The 24,023-nt window shown below is 45.1% G+C and carries 18 protein-coding genes and 1 pseudogene; 13 read left to right on the top strand and 6 right to left on the bottom strand.

Annotation, left to right across the window (positions count from 1 at the left end; all coding sequences use genetic code 11):
• The first annotated feature begins 404 nt into the window (after window positions 1-404).
• Window positions 405-875 carry a hypothetical protein gene (locus SLS51_RS09805; protein WP_323837798.1) on the top strand — a complete coding sequence of 157 codons (471 nt, stop codon included), beginning with the start codon at window positions 405-407 and terminating at the stop codon, window positions 873-875.
• Between the two features lie 226 nt (window positions 876-1,101).
• On the opposite strand, the pseudogene SLS51_RS09800 reads toward SLS51_RS09805, so the two are convergent.
• Window positions 1,102-1,254 (bottom strand): annotated as a pseudogene (locus SLS51_RS09800) (type II toxin-antitoxin system HicB family antitoxin); the annotation flags it as partial.
• 65 nt (window positions 1,255-1,319) lie between these two features.
• Window positions 1,320-1,640 carry a type II toxin-antitoxin system HicB family antitoxin gene (locus SLS51_RS09795; protein ID WP_323837796.1) on the bottom strand — a complete coding sequence of 107 codons (321 nt, stop codon included), beginning with the start codon at window positions 1,638-1,640 and terminating at the stop codon, window positions 1,320-1,322.
• Between the two features lie 191 nt (window positions 1,641-1,831).
• Between SLS51_RS09795 and SLS51_RS09790 the strand changes: the two genes are divergently transcribed.
• Window positions 1,832-3,282, top strand: a protein-coding gene (locus SLS51_RS09790) for an IS1182 family transposase (protein WP_323837794.1) whose coding sequence is annotated in 2 segments (ribosomal slippage) — window positions 1,832-2,399 and window positions 2,399-3,282 — 1,452 coding nt in all. Because the reading frame shifts where the segments join, the coding sequence is not laid out codon by codon here.
• Window positions 3,283-3,405: 123 nt separating this feature from the next.
• On the opposite strand, the gene pta is transcribed toward SLS51_RS09790, so the two are convergent.
• Window positions 3,406-5,532: a phosphate acetyltransferase gene (pta, locus tag SLS51_RS09785; protein ID WP_323837861.1), complete on the bottom strand. Its 2,127-nt coding sequence runs from the start codon at window positions 5,530-5,532 to the stop codon at window positions 3,406-3,408.
• A gap of 86 nt (window positions 5,533-5,618) precedes the next feature.
• The gene (ackA, locus tag SLS51_RS09780; protein WP_323837792.1) at window positions 5,619-6,821 is read right to left on the bottom strand and encodes an acetate kinase; all 1,203 of its coding nucleotides are present in this window, start codon (window positions 6,819-6,821) and stop codon (window positions 5,619-5,621) included.
• 391 nt (window positions 6,822-7,212) lie between these two features.
• Between ackA and yfbV the strand changes: the two genes are divergently transcribed.
• Window positions 7,213-7,668 carry a terminus macrodomain insulation protein YfbV gene (gene yfbV, locus SLS51_RS09775; protein ID WP_323837859.1) on the top strand — a complete coding sequence of 152 codons (456 nt, stop codon included), beginning with the start codon at window positions 7,213-7,215 and terminating at the stop codon, window positions 7,666-7,668.
• Window positions 7,669-7,845: 177 nt separating this feature from the next.
• Window positions 7,846-9,678, top strand: a complete 1,833-nt coding sequence (locus tag SLS51_RS09770) for an SLC13 family permease (RefSeq protein WP_323837790.1) — start codon at window positions 7,846-7,848, stop codon at window positions 9,676-9,678.
• Here the strand turns inward: SLS51_RS09770 and yfbR are convergent.
• Both yfbR and SLS51_RS09760 read right to left on the bottom strand, forming a co-directional pair.
• Window positions 9,675-10,268: a 5'-deoxynucleotidase gene (gene yfbR / locus SLS51_RS09765; protein ID WP_323837788.1), complete on the bottom strand. Its 594-nt coding sequence runs from the start codon at window positions 10,266-10,268 to the stop codon at window positions 9,675-9,677. The two genes, SLS51_RS09770 and yfbR, sit on opposite strands and share 4 nt — an antisense overlap.
• 790 nt (window positions 10,269-11,058) lie before the next feature.
• The gene (locus tag SLS51_RS09760) at window positions 11,059-12,273 is read right to left on the bottom strand and encodes a pyridoxal phosphate-dependent aminotransferase (protein ID WP_323837857.1); all 1,215 of its coding nucleotides are present in this window, start codon (window positions 12,271-12,273) and stop codon (window positions 11,059-11,061) included.
• A gap of 809 nt (window positions 12,274-13,082) precedes the next feature.
• On the opposite strand from SLS51_RS09760, the gene hexA reads away from it, so the two are divergent.
• From hexA to nuoI, 9 genes are all read left to right on the top strand, one after another.
• Window positions 13,083-14,012 (top strand): transcriptional regulator HexA, encoded by a 930-nt coding sequence (gene hexA / locus SLS51_RS09755; protein WP_323837786.1) that lies wholly within the window; start codon window positions 13,083-13,085, stop codon window positions 14,010-14,012.
• A 703-nt stretch (window positions 14,013-14,715) separates the two neighbouring features.
• A complete protein-coding gene (locus tag SLS51_RS09750; RefSeq protein ID WP_011147306.1) occupies window positions 14,716-15,165 on the top strand; it encodes an NADH-quinone oxidoreductase subunit A in 450 nt (149 codons plus the stop codon).
• Window positions 15,166-15,182: 17 nt separating this feature from the next.
• A complete protein-coding gene (locus SLS51_RS09745) occupies window positions 15,183-15,857 on the top strand; it encodes a NuoB/complex I 20 kDa subunit family protein (RefSeq protein ID WP_323837783.1) in 675 nt (224 codons plus the stop codon).
• Window positions 15,858-15,975: 118 nt separating this feature from the next.
• A complete protein-coding gene (gene nuoC / locus SLS51_RS09740) occupies window positions 15,976-17,775 on the top strand; it encodes an NADH-quinone oxidoreductase subunit C/D (RefSeq protein ID WP_323837781.1) in 1,800 nt (599 codons plus the stop codon).
• A gap of 2 nt (window positions 17,776-17,777) precedes the next feature.
• Window positions 17,778-18,326 (top strand): NADH-quinone oxidoreductase subunit NuoE, encoded by a 549-nt coding sequence (gene nuoE, locus SLS51_RS09735; protein WP_011147303.1) that lies wholly within the window; start codon window positions 17,778-17,780, stop codon window positions 18,324-18,326.
• The gene (gene nuoF, locus SLS51_RS09730) at window positions 18,323-19,687 is read left to right on the top strand and encodes an NADH-quinone oxidoreductase subunit NuoF (protein WP_323837778.1); all 1,365 of its coding nucleotides are present in this window, start codon (window positions 18,323-18,325) and stop codon (window positions 19,685-19,687) included. Before nuoE ends, nuoF begins: the two co-directional genes overlap by 4 nt.
• A gap of 75 nt (window positions 19,688-19,762) precedes the next feature.
• Window positions 19,763-22,489 carry an NADH-quinone oxidoreductase subunit NuoG gene (gene nuoG, locus SLS51_RS09725; RefSeq protein WP_323837776.1) on the top strand — a complete coding sequence of 909 codons (2,727 nt, stop codon included), beginning with the start codon at window positions 19,763-19,765 and terminating at the stop codon, window positions 22,487-22,489.
• Window positions 22,486-23,463, top strand: coding sequence for an NADH-quinone oxidoreductase subunit NuoH (nuoH, locus tag SLS51_RS09720; RefSeq protein WP_011147300.1), 978 nt, complete (start codon window positions 22,486-22,488; stop codon window positions 23,461-23,463). The genes nuoG and nuoH overlap by 4 nt, the downstream gene beginning before the upstream one ends.
• 14 nt (window positions 23,464-23,477) lie before the next feature.
• Entirely contained in the window at window positions 23,478-24,020 is a 543-nt protein-coding gene (gene nuoI, locus SLS51_RS09715) for an NADH-quinone oxidoreductase subunit NuoI (RefSeq protein WP_323837774.1), read from the top strand.
• The last annotated feature ends 3 nt before the right edge of the window (window positions 24,021-24,023 follow it).

The following is a 24,023-nucleotide window of genomic DNA, read 5'->3' as shown; positions in this document are numbered from 1 at the left end:
AATCCATAGGGTATATAACATTTTAATGCTGATAAATTATTTGTTTTATATGTTATTGAAATTATTTTATAAATTTTTCCATATTGATTCTGGCGTGTTTAAATAATATATTTTTCAATTTAATTATTCTGTAATTTGTATTCTTTGATTTAATAATCTATCCTTGTTTAAGGAAGGTAATAATAACCAAGTGAATAAAATGCTTTGTATTGTAATATCCTATTGTTATTAATTGATTATTTATTTCGTAAATTGTATTTGAATTTAATAATAACGAAATTAATTTTTGTTCCATTTAGTGCTAAAACCATAAATTAAGTAAGGATAGAAATATGAATTTGAATAAAAAGGTTTTCTTTATTTAGCCGTTTTTATTAGCTATTAGTAGTTTCAGCATGGCCTGTATGAAAGATCCAGAGAACATTAGAAATCAGGTAAAAAAAGCAATGACAGTAAATGGATTGGCAAATACTAATGTCATGTCTATGTATGAACATTGCGAATTTAGAGCGAATGTGAACGGTTTTGAAAAAAGTAATGACATTGAGTTAAATAACACTTCTACTTATAATCAGGATGCTGAGGCAGACACAGCACAGTATTGGTATAGAGGGATGAGTAAAAGTGAATATATATCATTAAACCCAAATGGATATAATGCAATCCCTTTTGTTACAGAAAAAAGCTATTGTGGAATTGTACCTCAATATACTTATGCAAAAAAATATCCTAAAGATGAAAAGCCAAAAATTATGATAGAATTTAGTACAGAAGGAGCTGGTTGGTTATTTAAAGAATTCAGTACACCGGTAAACAAAGGAGGACATAGATGTGGCCTTAAAGCGGAAGGTGGAGGGACATATGGGCTTGGCTAAACAGGAACATCGGGTGAAAAAGAGAATAACTGTAGGCCTGCTGAATATAGGGTAGGGGTTGAATTTAACAAATGGTTATCAGGAAAAAGAATACAATATAAGGTTGCTTATGTATTATTACCGAAAAATCCCTGAAAATAGGATTTAACATCTATTCTGTTACCATGTAATTATCAACCTTAAATTTGTGCAGATAAATATAAAGTGCCGCATATCTGCGGCACGATTAAATTGTTTTTTGCAGTTCATTACGTGCAGCCTGAGCCAGAAAACCACTTCTGCTGCCATATTCAGGGTGGTCATGGACAATGATATCAATACGATGTAATAAACGATGTGGCAAGGTAATATTAATCCGTTCTGCTCTGCCATCAAATTTATACCCGTCATCTTTCAAATTGCCTCTTTGTTGGCTGTACTCACTCACCCCGGTCACATAGTTATCTATGCTCCCGGGGATTCGCTCCCTTGCCGTCGCGATGCATCTTGAAATCCATTGGGTATATCCATATTGACGTCAATTAAGATCCATTGACCATCAATATATTTGCCAATGTTTTTAGCGAGATGTTCTTGCATTGTTCTGGCTTTAGGGAGCTCTGATTCATTTTGCGTTAATAATTCAAAATGTACCTCAATAGCATTTTTGGCATCTTGCCAGGCTTCTTCAAGGGTATTGCCAGCAAAATAACAGCCGGCTACATCAGGAAACCAACCGCTTGCACTGCCGTCTGTGTCAACTTCAATAAAAGCGGGATATAACATGTTTTTTCTCCTGATTTGGGTATTTCTAGTTACTTCATTTGAGAACACTATATTTAATAAGTCGGCATGATTTTCCAATCTTATATCTTTCCGGGGATAAAAAGAAAATAACAGATTATTGACAAAGTGCTGGTTTTTTATCCGGCACTTTGCTTTAATCAAATTCCGTTTACCCGACGGAGCTTGCCGCCATGTTAAGAATCACCCCTCCCCAGACGTTTCCCCCCGAAACGCTCTCACTCGATGACCTCGTGCCTCAAAATCACCTAGTTCGCAAAGTCGATGCCGCCGTTGATTTCGAATTTATCCGGGACTTAGTTGCCCCTTTGTATTGCCACAATAATGGCCGCCCGGCGATAGACCCGGTTATGCTGATTAAGATGATGTTACTGATGTACTTATTTGGCATCCCCAGCGAACGCCGGCTGGTGCAGGAAATTCAGGTCAATATGGCCTACCGCTGGTTTTTGCGGCTCGGGCTGACAGAGAAAGTCCCGGATGCCTCCACGCTCAGCCAGAATCGGCGGCGCCGATTCAACCATTCCGATGTGTTCCAGCACATTTTCGACAACATTGTCGAACAGGCTATCGGTAGAGGTTTTGTCGGCGGCCGGGAACTTTATACAGACAGCACTCATCTGAAAGCCAGTGCCAATCCCCATAAATCCGACAGTATTCTGCGTCCCGTTCCTCCGGGCGCTTATCTGGACGAGTTGGAAAAAGCAGTGAATGAAGACCGGGCTAAGTCCGGAAAAAAAGCCTGAAGCCAGCCCATAAGGAACGGCAAAGACAGACCAAAGTCAGTACGACTGACCCGGAAAGCGGGTTTATGCACCGGACGAACAAACCCAAAGGATTCTTCTATCTCGACCACCGTACCGTGGATGGAAAAGCCAATATTATTCTGGATACCTATGCCACAGCGGGCAATGTCCACGACAGTCAGCCTTTGATAGGGTGTCTGACGCGTCAGTTGGATCGTTTTCCGCTTAATCCGGTCGCCATCGTACTGGATGCAGGCTATTTTACGGCCCCAGTTTGCCACCTGACCCTGGAGCTGGGTCAGACACCGGTCATCAGTTATCGGCGCCCAAACAGAGGGCCGAATCTCTTTCAAAAGAAACAATTTATTTATGATCCGCAACAGGATTGCTATGTTTGCCCGCAGGGCGAAAAGCTGATTTATACCACCACAAGTCGTCAGGGATACCGTTATTACCGGACGGCGGCGGGTATTTGCCAGAATTGCCCGCTGCGGGCGGCCTGTACCCGGGCGAAAAAGGGAAAAACCATCACACGGCATATCTGGGAAACGGGCAAAGAAAAGGCCGGAGAAATCCGTTTGAGTCCGTGGGGTAAAAAGGTGCACAAGCGGCGAAAAGAAACGATAGAACGGAGTTTTGCGGATGCGAAGCAGCATCATGGGCATCGTTATGCCCTTTTTCGCGGGTTGCGGAAAGTTCAGATACAATGCCTGTTGGCGGCAACAGCACAAAATATCAAGAAGATAGCTTTACTGGTGGCGGCACTTTATTGGTTTTATCTGTGGTTTACCCGTGAATGTATTGGGGCAGAAAGCCAATCCTGTGCAGGAAAAGGGCGTATCGGGATCTATAAGGAAAAATCGGAAGATAATGAGTGATAACGACAAACCCCGTTACTTTCAACGAGGTTTGTCAGCAGTCTGAAAATAAAAAGGCTGAATCCAGTGAAGTACAGGATTCAGCCTTATATCAGTTATTAATCTGCTATGGGTAAGAAACGGTTACGCTTCTCCCTGTGCCGATTGAATCGCCGTCAGTGCAACGGTGTAAACGATATCGTCTACCAAAGCGCCACGGGACAAATCGTTCACCGGTTTACGCATACCTTGCAGCATTGGCCCGATAGAAACCAGATCCGCAGAACGTTGTACCGCTTTATAGGTGGTGTTGCCCGTGTTCAGATCTGGGAAGATGAACACGGTAGCTTGACCAGCAACCGGTGAATTTGGTGCTTTAGATTTCGCCACATCTGCCATGATCGCGGCGTCATATTGCAATGGGCCGTCAATGATCAGATCTGGGCGTTTTTCCTGCGCTAAACGGGTTGCTTCACGAACTTTCTCAACATCACTACCTGCACCGGAGTTGCCGGTAGAGTAGGAGATCATGGCAACGCGCGGTTCGATACCAAATGCTTTAGCTGAATCCGCCGATTGAATAGCAATTTCAGACAGTTGTTCAGCAGTCGGATCTGGATTGATTGCACAGTCACCATAGACCAGAACCTGTTCCGGCAGCAGCATAAAGAATACGGATGATACCAGTGAGCTACCCGGCGCAGTTTTGATTAACTGCAATGGTGGGCGGATGGTGTTTGCCGTGGTGTGTACCGCACCGGAAACCAAACCATCAACTTCACCCTGTTCCAGCATCAACGTACCCAGAACAACGTTGTCTTCCAGTTGTTCACGTGCAACGACTTCGGTCATGCCTTTGTTTTTACGCAGTTCAACCAGACGTGCGACATAACGCTCACGTACAGCAACGGGATCAACAATTTCAATACCTGCACCCAGTTCTACCCCCTGAGCCGCGGCAACCCGACGGATCTCTTCTGGATCACCCAGCAGAACACATCGCGCGATACCACGATCAGCACAGATAGATGCCGCTTTCACGGTACGAGGTTCGTCACCTTCCGGCAGAACAACGCGTTTGCCTGCTTTGCGCGCCAGTTCGGTTAATTGATAACGGAATGCAGGTGGAGAGAGGCGGTGTGGGCGCTCAGAGTTTGCTGTCAGGGAGTCGATCCACTCTTTGTTGATGTGGTGTGCGACGTAGTTTTGCAGTTTTTCGATGCGTTCATGGTCATCTGCCGGGACTTCCAGGCTGAAACTTTGCAAGCTCAGGGAAGTTTGCCAGGTGTTGGTATCAACCATAAAGACGGGCAGGCCAGTGCTGAAGGCGCGTTCACATAATTGCTTAATCGGCTCATCGATGGCATAGCCACCAGTCAGCAGGATTGCACCGATTTCAACCCCGTTCATCGCCGCCAGACAGGCTGAAACCAGAACGTCTGGACGATCAGCCGAAGTGACCAGCAGAGAACCGGGACGGAAGTGCTCTAACATGTGTGGAATGCTGCGGGCACAGAAAGTCACAGATTTCACACGACGGGTTTTGATTGCACCTTCGTTGATAATACGGGCGTTCAGGTGTTTTGCCATATCAATTGCTCGGGTTGCAATCAGGTCAAAACTCCACGGAATGCAACCCAGAATTGGCAATGGGCTATTTTTGAACAGCGTGTTCGGATCGATGTTGGATACGATGGCTTTTGAGGATTCGTCAAAGATTTCTGACAAATCTGGACGAGTACGGCCTTGATCATCAACCGGCGCATTCAGTTTGTTGATAATAACACCGGTAATGTTCTGGTTTTTGCTGCCGCCAAATTCAGCACGCGCCAGTTCAACACGTTCTTTCAACTGTTCCGGGGAATCGTTACCTAGCGCCAAGACGAATACGATTTCAGCGTTCAGGGTCTTGGCAATTTCATAGTTGAGAGATTGAGCGAATGAATGTTTACGGGTTGGAACCAGACCTTCAATCAGAATGACTTCTGCGTCTTTGGTATTTTCGTGGTAAAGGGCCACGATCTTTTCCATCAGCACATCTTTCTGATTGGTTGTCAGCAAAGATTCCACATGTGCCATGTCCAGCGGTTCAGCGGTCTTTATGCTGGAATTAGCGCGGATGATGGTGGTGGTTTGATCTTGGGCGGCACGGCAACGAGGCTGGGCGATAGGTTTGAAAACACTCAGGCTGACGCCTTTTTGTTCCATTGAGCGGATGACACCTAAACTAACACTGGTCAAGCCGACGCTGGTGCTAGTAGGGATTAACATAATTGTACGGGACACGGAAACCTCTTTACGGTTGCTCGTTGGTCAAGAATAGGACTGCCAGCAGTGGCTGGCAGTGGGTAAAATTATTACGCGGTCAGGCGTGCTGCATCTTGAGCGATCACCAATTCTTCATTGGTTGGGATCACTAAAGCAGGACGGCTGTTGTCAGTAGTGATAGCACCGGATTTACCGAAGCGGGCCGCCAGGTTACGGTCGTGATCGTATTCGAAACCTAACAGGGCCAGTTTTTTCATCACCTGTTCACGAACCAGTGCGGAGTTTTCACCAATACCACCGGTAAAGATAATGGCATCCAAGCGGCCTTCCATTAGTGCGGAATAAGCACCAACGTATTTAGCCAAACGGTGGCAGTAGACATCCATCGCGCGTTTAGCATCGGCTTTGGTTGCATAGTTATCTTCTATATAACGGCAATCACTGGTGACTTCGGTCAGACCGAGTAAGCCAGATTCTTTGGTCAACAGTTTGTTGATTTGTTCAACGCTCATACCCAGTGAATCATGCAGATGGAAAATGATTGCTGGGTCGATGTCACCACTGCGGGTACCCATTACCAGACCTTCCAGTGGTGTCAATCCCATAGAGGTGTCAACACATTGACCATTAACGATAGCCGAGATAGAGCCACCATTACCCAAGTGGCAGACGATAACATTCAGCTCTTCAACCGGTTTGTTGAGCGTTTTTGCTGCTTCACGGGAAACGAAGAAGTGGCTGGTTCCATGAGCGCCATAGCGACGAATACCGTGCTCTTTATACAGGTTGTATGGCAGGGCATAGAGGTAAGCCTCTTCTGGCATGGTCTGATGGAAAGCGGTATCGAATACAGCAACGTTTTTGTCAGCCAGGTGTGGGAACCCTTTTTTTGCTTCTTCAATGCCAATCAGGTGAGCAGGGTTGTGCAATGGTGCGAATGGAACCGCATCTTTAATCCCTTGAATCACTTCATCATTGATGGTAACGGATGCCGTGAATTTTTCACCGCCGTGAACAATGCGGTGGCCGATTGCGGCGATTTGATCAGAAAGTTCTGGTTTTTCGGCCAGAATCGTATTAACAATAAAGTTCAATGCTTCACTGTGGGCTGCACCAGCACCTAAAGCGGCTTCATGTTTTGCGCCATCTATTTTCCACTTAATGCGGGCTTCAGGCAGGTTAAAACATTCAGCTAGACCAGAAAGATATTCTTCACCGTTAGCAGGATCGATGATAGCAAATTTCAGAGAAGAGCTACCGCAATTGAGGACCAGTACCAGCTTACTTGACATGGAAGTACCTATATCGTGTTTGTCATTGAGTCTTACAGATAAGACATGTGATTAATAAAACGTCAATTACTCATCAGCGTAGAGCATATGGTGATGACATTAAATGATTAACATCATGCTAAGTGCAAAGAGCATGATGATAAGGTTTAAATTTTCAAAAAACCTTTTTTGCCTGCTCTGATGTTAAGAGATAGCGTGATTTGTTAACAAAATGAGCCTAAGCGCAGTAAAAAAAGTAAAATATGCCGCTTTGCTGCTGTGTATAACATAAAAGTGGATGTAGGATACCGATAGCGAGCAGCAAAGACAAAATATACTTAATCCTACAAAAAATATTTTATCATTTACAATGTTTTTTTAAAAAATGTGTTTTTAATTGATTGAGGTCATGATGAGCGCAATACCTCCCACCAGTAATGGATGGCTGAGAAAGATGCAACTGGGACAGCAATACATGAAAACTTGGCCGATTGAGAAACAGTTGGCACCCATGTTTCCTGAAAATCGGATTATTAAGGCAACCCGCTTTGGTATCCGGTTTATGCCGCCGTTGGCTATTTTTACTCTGACGTGGCAAATCGCACTGGGTGGTCAGCTTGGTCCAGCGGTGGCGACAGCACTGTTCGCCTGTAGTTTACCGATGCAAGGGTTATGGTGGTTGGGGAAACGGGCATCAACCCCGTTACCCTCGGCATTGCTGAAATGGTTTCATGAAATCCGTGATAAATTTGCCGCAGCAGGTATCGCAATGGCGCCTGTGCAGCAAACGCCAACTTATCAATCTCTCGCAGAACTGCTGAAACGCGCATTTAAACAACTCGATCGTTCGTTTCTTGATGATATTTGAACCAGGAGAGAGCCGTTGCTAGATTATTGCAGTCAATGTACTGGAAAATCAGAGATGATAGTTCATGACGAAAAGTGGACACATTGTTGATCGCAACTGGAGATTTTCCCTTAATAAAATGGTCTACTAGCCAAGTTTTTGACACTAATATCTTCTTCTTTGTTGATAGAGGCCATTTTGAATAGCGAACTCTTGTGGGTATTGACCCTGCTGCTGATAGCTATTGTTCTTTTTACTACCAATAAACTGCGCATGGATATTGTTGCATTATTGGTGATTATCGCGTTTGTCATGAGTGGAACGTTGACGCTCGGTGAAGCGACCAGCGGTTTTAGTGATCCCAATGTGTTGCTGATAGCGGCCCTGTTTGTTATTGGTGAAGGATTGGTAAGAACTGGCGTTGCTTATCAAATGGGGGACTGGCTGGTAAGAGTTGCCGGAAACAGCGAAACCAAAATGTTGGCATTGCTGATGATGACGGTTGCAGGGCTTGGTGCTTTTATGAGCTCTACGGGTGTGGTCGCGATTTTCATTCCGGTGGTGCTCAGTGTTGCGGTAAGGATGAAAATTTCGCCGGGGCGGTTGATGATGCCCTTGAGTTTTGCCGGGCTTATCAGTGGCATGATGACATTGGTAGCGACGCCTCCCAATATGGTGGTTAACAGTGAGTTGATACGGGAAGGGCTTCCCGGTTTCAAATTCTTCTCTATTACACCGATTGGTATTTTGATTCTGTTTGCCGGTATGGGTTATATGCTGATCGCTCGCCATTGGTTGGGAAATGATCAATCGGATAAAGGCCATGATAAATGGCATCGTCGTACTTTCCGTGACCTTATCCGCGACTATAAATTATCAGGTCGCGCGCGTCGCCTGGCGATTCGCCCAGGTTCCCCGCTGATAGGTCTTTCTCTTGATGAGTCAAATTTGCGTGCTCGCTACGGGGCTAATGTCGTTGGTATCGAGCGTTGGCGGCGTTTCCGGCGCGTTATGGTCAGTGCGATGGGCAATACAGAATTGAGAGAACGGGATGTGTTGCTGGTTGATATGTCGGACAGTGAGGTGGATCTGCGTCAATTTTGCAGTGAGCAATTATTAGAACCGATGGTGCTGCGCGGGGAGTATTTCTCTGAACAATCGCGTAACGTAGGTATGGCTGAAGTCTCTCTGATCCCAGAGTCGGATTTATTGGGTAAGTCACTGCGGGAAATAGGTTTTCGTACCTGCTATGGTTTGAATGTTGTTGGTATTCGACGTGATGGTGAATCGTTGTCGGGTAAACTGGTCGATGCGCCACTGCAACTTGGCGATATTTTGCTGGTTATTGGTGATTGGAAACTGATACGTGTCCTGCAAACCAAAATGCGTGATTTTATTGTCCTTAATCTGCCGGTTGAGATCGAAGAGGTGGCCCCGGCGACATCTCAAGCGCCACATGCGCTTTTTAGTTTGGCGCTGATGGTAGCCATGATGCTTACCGATGAAGTCCCCAATGTGATTGCCGCATTGATAGCTTGCCTGTTGATGGGAAAATTCCGTTGTATCGATATGGAAAGTGCGTACCGCTCTATTCATTGGCCCAGTATTATCCTGATTGTCGGGATGATGCCGTTTGCACTGGCATTACAGAAGACGGGCGGGGTTGATCTGATTGTCCGTGGCTTGATGGATATTGCGGGTGATATGGGGCCGAGGGTGATGCTGGTATGTCTGTTTATACTTTGTGCCGTCATCGGTTTGTTTATTTCTAATACGGCAACGGCGGTATTAATGGCACCGATAGCTATTGCTGCTGCACGTGAAATGGCCGTATCTCCCATGCCATTTGCCATGATTATTGGTGTGGCAGCTTCTGCCGCATTTATGACCCCGGTTTCGTCCCCAGTGAATACGCTGGTGCTTGGCCCCGGTGGTTATAAGTTCTCCGATTTTGTCCGTTTGGGCGTGCCGTTCACTTTGCTGGTGATGGTGATAAGTGTGCTGGTTATCCCTTGGTTGTTTCCATTCTAATGTGGAATATCAAGGCTAATTTCGTCCAATGACAGGCTGAATCCCGGTACAAAAACTGTCATAAAGTAATCCATCTCCTGGCTGTGACGATCAGCCAGGGTTTTTTCAAGTCGGGCTTTCGCCAGATTGAATTCATGGTTACCTGCCGATAACTCTTCCAGACATTTGAGGTAAGCACACAGGGAATCGGCCTGTTTAATGATAAAAGTTTCTTCTGTTGTATGCTGACTGTCATCTAGGATTGGACGGAAATCTTCTTGCAGCTCTGTTGGCAGCATTTCCAGTAATTTTTTCTGTGCGATTTTTTCTATTTTTTTGTATTCCCGTGCGATATCTGGATTGTGATATTTGACCGGAGTGGGTAAATCTCCGGTAATAACTTCGCTGGCATCGTGATACATAGCCAGCAACGCAATGCGTTCAGCATTCACATTGCCACCAAATTTGCGGTTTTTGATAATAGCTAAGGCGTGTGCGACAAAGGCCACCTGTAAGCTATGTTCAGATACATTTTCTGTACGTACATTGCGCATTAGGGGCCAACGGTTAATCAGTTTCAAACGGGAAAGGTGGGCAAAAAAGTGGCTCATAATCATCTCTTACAGTAAATATTGTTTTTATTGTGGGCGGTGGAGAGGGGTAAAGTAAACCTTAAAATCGTTTCTTATTTTTATCCCTTGTTTTCATAGGGAAATCTGCTATTTATCTAAACGGGTATCCAAGTTATATATCAATATTAATATGATTAATTTTAATTTATTATTAAATAGCAATGTTATAATCGTAATAGATATCTTTTTTGAAGTAAATTTATGTTTTTACTCCATTTTGCATACAATTTATATACAAAAATTTCATATAATTTACAATAGATTGTTATTTATTCAGGTGTTCTCTTTTATTAAGTTTAATAAATGCAATGTTTAATTCTTTTATATCTTGCTAATGCCTTATATAATCACTGCAAAAATCGCCTATAAAAATAAAAAAATTAGTCTGTGTTACCGGTAAAAAATGGAAATTTATTGACCTTATTTTGCAGAGAGTGATTATTGGGTATCAATAAAGAGCGTTATGGAAGTGGTTATCAAGGATTTCTATCTGACAGGTGAGGTTTCCACCCGTGAAGAAAAAGTGGGTAGGCTAGACTTATCGGAATAATAGAAGAAATAAGTTTTCTTCTTTTCCGATAGAACGCATGGTATGAATAATGTCCGTTATCAGCGATATTTTTCTATACCCGTTATCCCTCAAGTTGCCTCTTTGTTGGCTGCACTCGCTTACCCCCGGTCACATAGTTACCTATGCTCCCGGGAATTCACTCCCTTGCCGTTGCGATGCATCTTGAAATCCATAGGGTATATAAACGGCTCTTACTTTTTACTGATGATATTTGCCAATAAATCGGGCAAATTTCTGAATTGCCATCTCCAGTTCATCAAGTCTTGGTAGGGTCACGATGCGGAGATGGTCAGGTTCCGGCCAGTTAAATGCGGTTCCTTGCACTAACAAGACTTTCTCTTGTAATAAAAGGTCAAGCACCATCTTCTGGTCATCGTGAATATTAAAACGTTTTGCATCAATTTTTGGAAACATATATAAAGCGCCTTTGGGTTTCACGCAGGAAACGCCGGGGATTTGGTTGATTAATTCCCATGCTCGGTTACGCTGCTCATACAAACGGCCACCAGGTAAAATGAATTCACTGATACTTTGGTAACCGCCTAAAGCAGTTTGAATAGCGTGTTGCATTGGCACATTGGCACATAAACGCATCGATGCCAGCATCTCCAAACCTTCAATATAGCTCTTAGCATGTTTCTTCGGGCCGTTTAATACCATCCAGCCTTGACGAAAACCGGCAACCCGATATGTTTTGGATAGTCCATTAAATGTTACCGTTAACAGATCAGGCGCGAGGGCGGCAATTGAATGATGCTCGGCATCGTCATATAAGATTTTGTCGTAAATCTCATCAGCAAAAATAATCAAATCGTGTTGTCGGGCTATTTCAACAACTTCCAACAACAGCTCCTTACTATATACAGCACCCGTTGGATTATTAGGGTTAATAATCACAATCCCACGTGTACGGGGCGTAATTTTGTTGCGGATATCATTTAAGTCAGGAAACCAATCTGACCCTTCATCACACATATAATGCACGGCTTTGCCACTGGAAAGTGAAACTGCCGCAGTCCAGAGAGGGTAATCAGGTGCAGGAACCAGCATTTCATCACCGGTATTCAGTAATGCTTGCATTGCCTGAACGATTAATTCAGAAACACCATTGCCGATATAAATATCTTCAACGGTCACGTCCATCATATTCCGGGCTTGATAATGTTGCATGATAGCTTTGCGTGCAGAATACAGACCTTTCGAATCTGAATAACCCTGTGCTGTTGGTAAGTTACGGATAACATCTACCAAGATTTCATCTGGTGCTTCAAAACCAAAGGGGGCTGGATTACCAATATTTAATTTGAGGACTTTATTGCCTTCTTCTTCAAGGCGTTTAGCTTCCTTGAGTACGGGGCCGCGGATATCATAACAAACATCATCCAATTTGCTGGATTTTTTAACTGCTAGCATAGAGAGTCTTACCTTATCTTGGCAAAAAAAGGTCGCCTGGCATATAGCGTGTAACATTTAATGTACTCCTCCCTCTGAATGTTTTGAAGATGCATTGATATATTTGGTTAAAATGGTTGTTTTAGTAGGGGAGTTGTTATTTGAGTATCTTTTTATATAAATTATGTTAGCGTTAAATTCTGAATTTACTGATGAGATCAAATTTATAATCTGAGTTGTTGTTGTTTTTTAGTGTGGAAATGGGGTATTTTTAACGTGATAACAGCATGGCCGTGCCATTGTGGAGAGAAAGTGAGCATAGCTCAATTTGCCAATAAAAATAGTTGTGTTTGTATAATTTATTCTTATGTATAAGATTTGGCTTGAATTGGCAATTTAGAACTATATATTTTAGAAAGATCAAACAATATTTTTGATCATTTCTGGAAACTAGTTGTAAATTTATCTGAATAGGATTATTAAACATTAGTGATATTGTAGATTTTTACTTTATATTTAGTTTTTCTGATATAACTTATGTTATTCTTTGACGTGAGTCAGAAAACAAAATAATCAAACTAGAAATCACATATAGGGTGTTGTAAATAGGGATTGTCCTCAATTTATTTAGGAATCCGAGTAACTTTTGCTAAGAAGAGGAGAAAATAAAACCCGCGATGGGTTCAATAGGTAAAAAAACAGCAGTAAATCTTTGCCCTATTTAATAGAGTAGAGTACTGTCTAAGCGATGTTAATTTAATTTGATAGTGCTTACGTAAAAACACCAGGTTAGTTAGTAATTAAAATCAAAAAAAAGTGATGAATAAACAATGATAAATGCAAATCGTCCGATAATGAATCTCGATCTCGATCTGCTAAGAACTTTTGTTGCTGTTGCTGATTTAAATACTTTTGCAGCAGCAGCAGCAGCAGTATGCAGAACGCAATCGGCTGTAAGCCAGCAAATGCAACGTTTGGAGCAGTTGGTGGGCAGAGAGTTGTTTGCCCGTCATGGCCGTAATAAGCTTCTTACAGAGCATGGTCTTCAACTTCTTGGTTATGCAAGACAAATTCTGCGCGCTAACGATGATGCCAGCGCATCATTAACCTATAGCGATGCAGAAGGTGAACTAAGAATCGGTGCATCCGATGATACGGTGGATACACTGCTCCCTTTTTTGTTAAATCGCATCGCTTCCGTTTATCCACGGATGGCAATAGACGTCCGTATAAAGCGTACTCAGTTTATTGAGAGTATGCTGGATAACCATGAGATCGATTTGGCACTCACAACCGCAAAAATCAGTCATCATCCAAGGACTGTTCTGCGCTCAACACCGGTATTATGGCATTGTGCTCCCGATTTCCAGCTACAGTCAAATGAGCCTGTGCCACTGGTCGTGATGGATGAAACCAACCCATTCCGTCAGTTGGCGTTGGATACGCTGGATGAGGTGGGAGTATCGTGGCGGATTGCCTATGAAGCGGCTTCTCTGTCGGCAGTTCGCACGGCAGTGAATGCAGAAGTCGGTATTACCGCCCGTCCTTTGGAAATGCAAAATGCTGATCTGCGTATTTTAGGGGAGAGTGAAGGGCTTCCTCGTTTACCTGAAACCCAGTTCTCTCTGTATAGACATAGTAATGAACAAAGTGAATCTGTTCTGACGGTTTTTAGTGCGATAGAGAATAAGAAAACGCCATACACGATAACGGGTGTTCCTGAAGAACTTCCTGAGGATGATAATATTATTGATGAGTAATATCTGAAACACTTCTCTTTGCTAATACCTCCATTATGGATGGAAGGAGGTATTAGCTCCTCGAATATATTTATAAGTAATCATCAACTAAATTCACCTTATTCTGTTGTTATCGTAATCATTAAATATACGGTGGCATTTTTCTTAACACCCCCTGATTTGGTTAACAAATTGTTATATTGTTAACAAAGTAATAATTTGCTGAATTGATGAAATAAGAATTTCTGTAGTGAACGGGAACTTTTCTCGTCGCTAATGGATAAAAAATATAATTTCTTCAGATTTGAATGAATTATCATCAGCAGTAAAATTTTTTTCTGTCAAATTGTGTACTTGATCAAAGAAATACTCCCTATGTAGCAGTGGAAAGGCAGGTTTTTCCTGAGATAATGATGTAGTAAAAGCGAGTTATCGGTTAAACTAGCTTCCGACACTGTTTGCGCCAGTTAACTGACACGTTTTAGCAGTGCGGCAGCACGATTCGTTAAGACTAAGTTTGTTGTTTGTAAATAAATGTTAGATTAATTTTGTCAAAACAGACAAAATATTGTTGAGAGGAGTAAAAACCAAGAAGATTCACTCCATCAATCATTGATTAACAGTGTTTCAGATTTGGTTGTTACCCCTTCCCTTGAATCGATGTGGTGCAACACTGCCAGACAAAAGAGCAGACACTTTTGACACCACTTTTGATGAGTAAGCAATGAGTATGTCAACATCCACTGAACTCTTTGCCCATCACTGGGCATTCGCGGTATTTCTTTTAGGTGCTTTCGGTCTGTGTGCTTTGATGCTGTTAGGGGCATTTTTCTTGGGCGGGAGAGCGAAAGCCCGGGCAAAACATGTCCCTTATGAATCTGGCATTGATTCTGTCGGTAGTGCTCGTCTCCGTATGTCGGCCAAGTTCTATCTGGTTGCTATGTTCTTTGTCATCTTCGATGTTGAAGCGCTGTTTTTATATGCATGGTCAGTCTCTATCAAAGAGAGTGGCTGGTTAGGCTTTATCGAAGCAAGCATTTTCATTTTGGTGTTACTCGCAGGCTTGTTTTATCTGGTGCGTATTGGGGCGCTGAATTGGACGCCATCTCGTTCAAGCCGCCAGGTAAGTAAACCAAGTGTTGTGATTAACATTAACAATAGTCATCCGCAGTAATAGCGAGGCATTTAAAGATGGATTATACGCTCACCCGCATAGATCCGAACGGTGAGAATGACCGTTATCCCCTGCAAAAACAAGAAATTGTCGCAGACCCACTGGAGCAGCATGTTCACCGTAGTGTTTACATGGGCAAACTGGAGCATGCTCTGCATGATATGGTGAATTGGGGACGTAAAAACTCCCTGTGGCCCTACAACTTTGGTCTTTCCTGCTGTTATGTGGAAATGGCCACATCATTTACCGCTGTTCATGATGTCGCTCGTTTTGGCGCTGAAGTTTTACGTGCATCACCCCGCCAGGCGGATTTTATGGTGGTCGCTGGAACCTGTTTTACCAAAATGGCGCCGGTTATTCAGCGCCTGTATGACCAGATGCTTGAGCCGAAGTGGGTTATCTCTATGGGAGCCTGTGCCAACTCTGGTGGTATGTACGATATTTACTCGGTAGTTCAAGGTGTTGATAAATTTATCCCCGTTGACGTTTATATTCCTGGCTGTCCTCCCCGCCCTGAAGCTTATATGCAAGCTTTGTTGTTGTTACAGGAATCAATCGGCAAAGAGCGTCGTCCTCTGTCTTGGATGGTGGGAGATCAAGGGGTTTACCGTGCCAATATGCAGTCAGAAAGAGAACGTAAGCACGGGGAACGTATTGCAGTGAAAAATCTGCGTACGCCAGACGAAGTTTAAGAACCTGTCTTTAGACAGTAGGCGTGACTCAAAGTAGCCTAATGAATGTAACCAGAGCAATGTGTTGCGATACTAATCCTGATCAAAACGAACACTGATCAAAGCGTTGTGGTGAAAAATGATGATAGATCAGATAGCGCAAGAAAGCGCCCGGCCTGCGTGGCAAACTCACGACCATCTTGATGATCCGGTCGTGAGTGAGCTGCGTAACCACTTTGGCCCGGATGCCTTTACTGTTCAGCCAACCCGTACTGGTATACCCGTTGTTTGGGTGAAGCGTGAACAATTACTAGAAGTAATGACTTTCTTGAAGAAGCGGCCTAAACCTTATGTCATGTTGTTCGATTTACATGGCATGGATGAACGCCAGCGTACTCACCGCCAGGGTCTGCCAGAGGCAGATTTTTCTGTGTTTTATCACCTGCTTTCTATTGAGCGTAACCGCGATATCATGTTGAAGGTTGCCCTTAGTGAAAAAGACCTGAATCTTCCGACTGCCACTCCTCTGTTCCCAAATGCCAACTGGTATGAGCGTGAAACATGGGAAATGTTTGGCGTTGTCTTTAACGGCCATCCAAACCTGCGCCGCATTATGTTGCCACCGACTTGGGAAGGGCATCCGCTGCGGAAGGATTATCCCGCTCGTGCGACAGAATTTGATCCTTTCGAACTGACCAGACAGAAAGAAGATCTGGAAATGGAAGCGCTGACTTTCAAACCAGAAGAGTGGGGAATGAAGCGGGGTACCGAGAATGAGGACTTTATGTTCCTTAACCTTGGTCCTAACCATCCCTCTTCTCATGGGGCATTTCGTATCATTCTGCAACTGGATGGTGAAGAGATTGTCGATTGTGTCCCGGATATTGGTTATCACCATCGTGGCGCGGAGAAGATGGGAGAGCGCCAATCTTGGCACAGTTATATTCCCTATACAGACCGTATTGAATACTTAGGCGGTTGTGTTAACGAAATGCCTTATGTGCTGGCGGTGGAGAAACTGGCGGGAATTGAAGTGCCTGACCGGGTAAAAACCATTCGCGTTATGTTGTCGGAATTGTTCCGCATTAACAGCCACCTACTCTACATCTCGACCTTCATTCAGGACGTTGGCGGGATGACACCGGTGTTCTTCGCCTTTACTGACCGTCAGAAAGTGTATGATCTGGTGGAGGCGATTACCGGTTTCCGTATGCACCCAGCGTGGTTCCGCATTGGCGGCGTTGCTCATGATTTGCCGCGTGGTTGGGATAGATTATTGCGCGATTTCCTCAACTGGATGCCTAAACGCCTTGATTCCTACGTGAAAGTGGCGCTGAAAAACAGCATCCTGAAAGGCCGTTCTATTGGGGTTGCTGCTTATAATTCCAAACAAGCTCTTGAATGGGGCACCACTGGAGCGGGTTTGCGGGCAACGGGTATTGCGTTTGATGTGCGTAAATGGCGTCCATACTCCGGCTATGAAAATTTCGATTTCGACGTGCCGATTGGTAATAACGGCGACTGTTATGACCGCGTGATGTTGAAAGTGGAAGAAGTGCGTCAGAGCTTGCGAATCTTGAAACAGTGTCTGGACAATATGCCTGAAGGTCCATTCAAAGCAGATCACCCACTGACGACGCCACCACCGAAAGAACGGACTTTGCAGCATATTGAGACCATGATTAACCACTTTTTGCAAGTGTCATGGGGACCGGTAATGCCAGCAAATGAATCTTTCCAAATGATTGAGGCCACTAAGGGCATCAACAGTTATTACCTCACCAGCGACGGCAGTACTGTGAGTTACCGTACTCGCGTTCGTACACCGAGTTATCCGCATTTGCAGCAGATCCCATCGGTAATCCGCGGTAGCTTAGTTTCTGACCTGATCGTGTATCTGGGCAGTATCGATTTTGTTATGTCTGATGTGGATCGCTAACTATGCAAAGTGAAATTAACGCGAGTGCTCAACAAGCGCGCCTTGATGTGGTTAACGTAACAGAGTCTCAGGCAAAAGCAGATTTTGTGCTGAGCACTGAAGAGCACGATGCTATTGAGCATGAAAAACACCACTATGAAGATCCGCGCGCCGCTTCGATAGAAGCATTGAAAATCGTACAGAAGCATCGTGGTTGGGTACCAGATGGTGCCATTTACGCGATTGCTGATGTGCTTGGTATTCCCGCTAGTGATGTGGAAGGTGTGGCAACATTCTACAGCCAGATTTATCGTCAACCTGTGGGCCGCCATATTATTCGTTATTGTGACAGCGTGGTTTGTCATATTACCGGTTATCAGGATGTTCAGGCCGCAATTGAAAAACATCTAAATATCTGTCCGGGGCAGACGACGAAAGATGGGCGTTTTACGCTGTTGCCAACCTGTTGTCTGGGTAACTGTGACAAAGGCCCGACCATGATGATCGATGACGATACGCACAGTTCTGTCAGACCTGAAGAGATTGAGAAGTTACTGGAGCAGTATCCATGACAGCATATTCAGGAATAAAAGAAATTATTCGTACTGAGGAAAATTATCCTCTTACTTGGCGATTGCGTGATGACAAACAACCGGTATGGTTGGATGAGTACCGTAGCAAAAGTGGTTATCGTGGTGCTGAGAAAGCACTGAAAAGCATGTCCCCAGATGAAGTGGTTTCTTTGGTAAAAGACGCCGGGCTGAAAGGCCGTGGCGGTGCAGGTTTCTCTACTGGTTTGAAGTGGAGCCTGATGCCAAAAGATGAAAGCATGAATATCCGTTATCTGCTATGTAACGCAGATGAAATGGAGCCGGGTACCTACAAAGATCGCTTGCTGATGGAGCAACTTCCTCATTTGCTGGTGGAAGGGATGTTGATCAGTGCATTTGCCCTGAAAGCTTATCGTGGCTATATCTTCCTGCGTGGTGAATATGTGGAAGCGGCTGTGCATCTGCGTAAAGCCATTGAAGAAGCTAAGGCTGCGGGTTTGTTGGGTAAAAATATTATGGGCAGCGGCTTTGATTTTGAGTTGTTTGTTCATACCGGCGCGGGGCGTTATATCTGTGGTGAAGAGACCGCACTGATTAACTCACTGGAAGGTCGCCGAGCTAATCCTCGTTCAAAACCGCCATTTCCTGCCACTTCCGGCGCATGGGGTAAACCTACTTGCGTCAACAACGTTGAAACCTTGTGCAACGTTCCTTCAATTCTCGAATACGGCAAAGAGTGGTATATCGGCCTGAGTGCAGGCAAGAGTAAAGATGCCGGCACTAAACTGATGGGTTTCTCTGGTCGGGTGAAAAATCCGGGCTTGTGGGAGTTGCCATTTGGTACGACTGCCCGTGAAATTCTTGAAGATTATGCTGGTGGTATGCGTGACGGCTTGAAATTCAAAGCATGGCAGCCCGGTGGGGCAGGGACTGACTTCCTGACTGCTGAACATCTGGATCTGCCAATGGATTTCGAAAATATTGCTAAAGCGGGCAGCCGTTTGGGCACGGCCTTGGCAATGGCAGTTGACCATGAAATTAATATGGTTTCGTTGACGCGTAATCTCGAAGAATTCTTTTCCCGTGAATCTTGCGGCTGGTGTACTCCATGTCGTGACGGGTTGCCGTGGAGCGTAAAAATCCTGCGCGCAATCGAGCGCGGGGAAGGGCAACCCGGGGATATTGAAACGTTGGAACAGCTCTGTCGTTTCCTTGGGCCAGGTAATACATTCTGTGCTCACGCACCAGGGGCCGTGGAACCACTACAGAGCGCCATCAAATATTTCCGTGATGAATTCGAAGCTGGAATTGTGACCAAAGACTATGGGAACACCCATTTCATTGCGGGTATCCAGTCAAACCTGTTAAAGCAGCGTTGGTAATGGGTTCTTCACGAAATTAGCAGAATTTTTGATTAACACTTGCTGAAAAGCAGGTCATTTGGAAGCATGCTGACTATGGCTACGATACATGTAGACGGCAAAAAATATGATGTAGACGGGGCTGATAACCTGTTACAAGCTTGCCTCTCTTTGGGGTTAGATATTCCTTATTTTTGCTGGCATCCAGCGCTTGGAAGCGTTGGCGCTTGCCGCCAGTGTGCGGTGAAGCAATATCAAAATGCGGATGATACGCGCGGTCGTCTGATCATGTCCTGTATGACTCCGGCAACGGATGGCACTTTTATCTCTATTGATGATGAAGAGGCTAAACAGTTCCGTGAGAGTGTGGTTGAGTGGTTGATGACTAACCATCCGCACGATTGCCCGGTATGTGAAGAAGGGGGCAACTGCCACTTACAGGATATGACCGTGATGACCGGTCATACATTCCGTAAATACCGTTTCACTAAGCGTACTCATAACAATCAGGAATTGGGGCCGTTTATTTCTCATGAAATGAACCGCTGTATTGCCTGTTATCGTTGTGTACGTTACTACAAAGATTATGCCGACGGCGCTGATTTTGGTGTTTATGGCGCTCACGATAATATCTATTTTGGTCGCACTGAAAGTGGCACGTTGGAAAGTGAGTTCTCCGGTAACCTGGTAGAAATTTGTCCAACCGGGGTATTTACCGATAAAACCCATTCTGAACGTTATAACCGTAAATGGGATATGCAGTTTGCACCAAGTATCTGCCAGCAGTGCAGCATTGGCTGTAATACCAGCCCGGGGGAGCGTTATGGTGAATTACGCCGTATCGAGAACCGTTATAACGGGACGGTAAACCACTATTTTATGTGTGACCGTGGTCGTTTCGGTTACGGTTATGTCAATCGTAAAGATCGCCCTCGTCAGCCACGGCAATTGCGTGGTGATCATTGGATCTCGCTTAACGCGGAACAGGCCATGCAGGGTGGGGCGGATATTTTGCGTCAGGCTAAAAATGCCATCGGTATCGGTTCTCCACGCGCTAGTCTGGAAAGCAACTTTGCACTGCGTGAACTGGTGGGCGCGGAAAACTTCTATAGTGGGATTGCTGCGGCTGAACAACAACGCCTTGATATAATGCTGGAAGTTCTGCAACAGGGTGGTGTTTATACACCGTCGCTGCGTGAAATTGAAAGCTATGATGCGGTATTGATTTTAGGTGAAGATTTAACGCAAACCGGTGCCCGGATGGCACTGGCGGTTCGTCAGGCTGTGAAAGGTAAAGCCCGCGAAATGGCTGCTGCTCAGAAAGTTGCTGATTGGCAGATTGCCGCTGTGATGAATATTGGTCAGCGTGCCAAATATCCTCTGTTTGTGACCAATGTGGATGATACGCGTCTGGATGATATTGCTGCGTGGAATTATCGTGCGCCGGTTGATGATCAGGCTCGTTTTGGTTTTGCCGTCGCTCATGGATTGGATAACACGGCACCGGCAGTCGAGGATTTGCCTGACGAATTGAGAGCCAAAGTGGATATGGTTGCGCAAGCATTGATTGGCGCGAAGAAACCGTTGATTATCAGCGGCAGTAACGTCGGCAGTGATCCGATTATTCAAGCAGCCGCTAATATTGCTTGGGCACTGAAAGACCGAGGCTCAGATGTCGGTTTGTCGTTTGTTGCAATCTATGCGAATAGTATTGGATTGGCAATGATGGAGGCTCAGCCACTGGATGTTGCTCTGCAACGTATAAGCAGTGGTAAATCTGATACGGCTATCGTGATGGAAAATGATCTCTATCGGCATGCCGCAGCAGATAAGGTGGACGATGCACTGAACAATCTGAAAAATCTGGTTGTGGTTGACCATCAACGCACGGCCATCATGGATAAAGCCCATTTGATTCTGCCAGCTTCCAGCTTTGCAGAAAGTGACGGTACGTTGGTGAATCAGGAGGGGCGGGCACAGCGTTATTTCCAAGTTTTCGAGCCCTCTTTCTACGACAAATCGGTAGTGATGCTGGAGAGTTGGCGTTGGTTGCACTCTTTGCATACAACTTATACTGAACGCCATTTGGATTGGACACAGCTTGACCATGTTATTGATGCCTGTGCTGAAACAATGCCACAGCTTAAAGGCATTGTTGATGCAGCGCCTGATTCTACCTTCCGCATCCGCGGTCAGAAACTGGCACGTTCACCGCATCGTTACAGTGGTCGTACTGCTATGTTGGCGAATCTCAGTGTACATGAGCAACGTCAGCCGCAGGATGTGGATTCGCCATTTGCCTTCTCAATGGAAGGTAATAATAGCCCTGATGCCTATCGTCAGCAGGTGCCATTTGCATGGGCGCCGGGTTGGAACTCACCACAGGCTTGGAACAAATTCCAGGCGGAGGTCGGTGGTCATCTGCGCTTTGGCGATCCTGGTGTGCGTCTGATTGAAACCACTGACGGCGGTTTGAACTATTTTGATCAGATTCCGACAGCATTTACTGCACAAAATAACCAATGGACAGTGGCTCCTTACCATCACTTGTTTGGTAGTGAAGAGTTAACTCAACGTTCCGATGTGATTCAGGAACGCATGCCGGAGCCTTATGTGATGCTCAATAGCAAAGATGCGGATCAATTGGGTGTGAAAACCGGTTCTGTTCTGGAGTTTGATTGTTTTGGTCAGCAACTGCGTCTGGCAGTTCGTCTGAGTGAAAATCTTGCTCAAGGGCAGATCGGTTTGCCAATGGGAATGCCGGGTATTCCTCCGGTATTGGCAGGTGTTTCCGTGAATAATCTGCGGGAGGTTGCACAATGAGTTGGTTAACCCCCGAAATTATTGATGTGCTGATCGCGGTTCTGAAGGCCGTGGTGATCTTGGTAGTGGTGGTTGTCTGTGGGGCGTTGATGAGTTTTGGTGAACGTCGTTTGCTAGGGCTGTTTCAAAACCGTTATGGACCTAACCGCGTAGGTTGGGGCGGATCGTTACAGATCGTCGCTGACATGATCAAAATGTTCTTCAAAGAGGACTGGGTCCCCCGTTTTGCCGACAGAATGATCTTTACCTTGGCACCGGTGATTGGTTTCGTTTCTCTGTTGCTGGCATTTGCCATTGTGCCGATCACGCCGACTTGGATGGCCGCTGATCTGAACATCGGCATTTTGTTCTTCATGATGATGGCGGGTCTGGCTGTCTATGCGGTGCTGTTCGCTGGATGGTCGAGTAACAACAAATACTCGTTACTGGGGGCAATGCGTGCTTCTGCGCAGACACTGAGTTACGAAGTGTTTATTGGCCTCTCTTTTATGGGCGTTGTGGCGCAGGCAGATTCCTTCAATATGGTGGATATCGTCAATGCACAAGAGCATATGTGGAATGTCATTCCTCAGTTCTTTGGTTTCTTGACTTTTGCTATCGCGGGTGTAGCGGTGTGTCACCGTCATCCATTTGACCAGCCGGAAGCAGAACAGGAGCTGGCTGATGGCTATCATATTGAATATTCCGGTATGAAATTCGGTCTGTTCTTCGTTGGTGAATATATCGGTATTGTCACGGTTTCTGCCCTGATTGTGACAATGTTCTTTGGTGGTTGGCATGGTCCGTTCCTGCCGCCGTTTGTCTGGTTTGCGTTGAAAACGGCATTCTTCATGGTGATGTTCATCCTGATTCGTGCCTCTTTACCGCGTCCGCGTTATGACCAGGTGATGGCGTTTGGCTGGAAAATCTGTCTACCGCTGACCTTACTTAACCTGCTGGCGACTGCGGCAGTGATTTTGTACAACGCTCAATAAGGGGGGAATGAACCATGACATTGAAAGAGTTAGTGGTTGGTTTTGCCACCCAGGTACGCAGTATTTGGATGATTGGCTTGCATGCCTTTCATAAGCGCGAAACCCAAATGTATCCAGAGGAACCGGTTTATCTGCCACCCCGTTACCGTGGCCGTATTGTGTTGACACGCGATCCGGACGGTGAAGAGCGTTGTGTTGCCTGTAACTTGTGTGCGGCAGTTTGCCCGGTGGGATGTATCTCACTGCAAAAAGCTGAACATAAAGATGGTCGTTGGTATCCAGAATTTTTCCGCATTAACTTCTCACGTTGTATTTTCTGTGGCTTATGTGAAGAAGCTTGCCCGACGACTGCGATCCAATTAACGCCTGATTTTGAAATGGGGGAATTTGAGCGCCAGGATCTGGTGTATGAAAAAGAGGACCTGACGATTTCAGGTCCGGGTAAATATCCTGATTATAACTTTTACCGTAAGACAGGTATGGCAATTGACGGCAAATCAAAAGGTGAAGCCGACAATGAAGCGAAACCTATCGACGTTAAAAGTCTGTTGCCGTAAGGA

Source organism: Photorhabdus africana (genome assembly GCF_035181445.1).
Taxonomy (GTDB): Bacteria; Pseudomonadota; Gammaproteobacteria; order Enterobacterales; family Enterobacteriaceae; genus Photorhabdus; species Photorhabdus laumondii.
This window is presented reverse-complemented; position numbering and strand designations above follow the sequence as displayed.

What these genes read in the sequence shown, in the direction of transcription:
- SLS51_RS09805 (WP_323837798.1), top strand. Translation starts at nt 405, where the DNA reads ATGAAAGATCCAGAGAACATTAGAAATCAGGTAAAAAAAGCAATGACA.
- SLS51_RS09795 (WP_323837796.1), bottom strand. Translation starts at nt 1,640, where the DNA reads ATGTTATATCCCGCTTTTATTGAAGTTGACACAGACGGCAGTGCAAGC.
- pta (WP_323837861.1), bottom strand. Translation starts at nt 5,532, where the DNA reads ATGTTAATCCCTACTAGCACCAGCGTCGGCTTGACCAGTGTTAGTTTA.
- ackA (WP_323837792.1), bottom strand. Translation starts at nt 6,821, where the DNA reads ATGTCAAGTAAGCTGGTACTGGTCCTCAATTGCGGTAGCTCTTCTCTG.
- yfbV (WP_323837859.1), top strand. Translation starts at nt 7,213, where the DNA reads ATGAGCGCAATACCTCCCACCAGTAATGGATGGCTGAGAAAGATGCAA.
- yfbR (WP_323837788.1), bottom strand. Translation starts at nt 10,268, where the DNA reads ATGAGCCACTTTTTTGCCCACCTTTCCCGTTTGAAACTGATTAACCGT.
- SLS51_RS09760 (WP_323837857.1), bottom strand. Translation starts at nt 12,273, where the DNA reads ATGCTAGCAGTTAAAAAATCCAGCAAATTGGATGATGTTTGTTATGAT.
- hexA (WP_323837786.1), top strand. Translation starts at nt 13,083, where the DNA reads ATGATAAATGCAAATCGTCCGATAATGAATCTCGATCTCGATCTGCTA.
- SLS51_RS09750 (WP_011147306.1), top strand. Translation starts at nt 14,716, where the DNA reads ATGAGTATGTCAACATCCACTGAACTCTTTGCCCATCACTGGGCATTC.
- SLS51_RS09745 (WP_323837783.1), top strand. Translation starts at nt 15,183, where the DNA reads ATGGATTATACGCTCACCCGCATAGATCCGAACGGTGAGAATGACCGT.
- nuoC (WP_323837781.1), top strand. Translation starts at nt 15,976, where the DNA reads ATGATGATAGATCAGATAGCGCAAGAAAGCGCCCGGCCTGCGTGGCAA.
- nuoE (WP_011147303.1), top strand. Translation starts at nt 17,778, where the DNA reads ATGCAAAGTGAAATTAACGCGAGTGCTCAACAAGCGCGCCTTGATGTG.
- nuoF (WP_323837778.1), top strand. Translation starts at nt 18,323, where the DNA reads ATGACAGCATATTCAGGAATAAAAGAAATTATTCGTACTGAGGAAAAT.
- nuoG (WP_323837776.1), top strand. Translation starts at nt 19,763, where the DNA reads ATGGCTACGATACATGTAGACGGCAAAAAATATGATGTAGACGGGGCT.
- nuoH (WP_011147300.1), top strand. Translation starts at nt 22,486, where the DNA reads ATGAGTTGGTTAACCCCCGAAATTATTGATGTGCTGATCGCGGTTCTG.
- nuoI (WP_323837774.1), top strand. Translation starts at nt 23,478, where the DNA reads ATGACATTGAAAGAGTTAGTGGTTGGTTTTGCCACCCAGGTACGCAGT.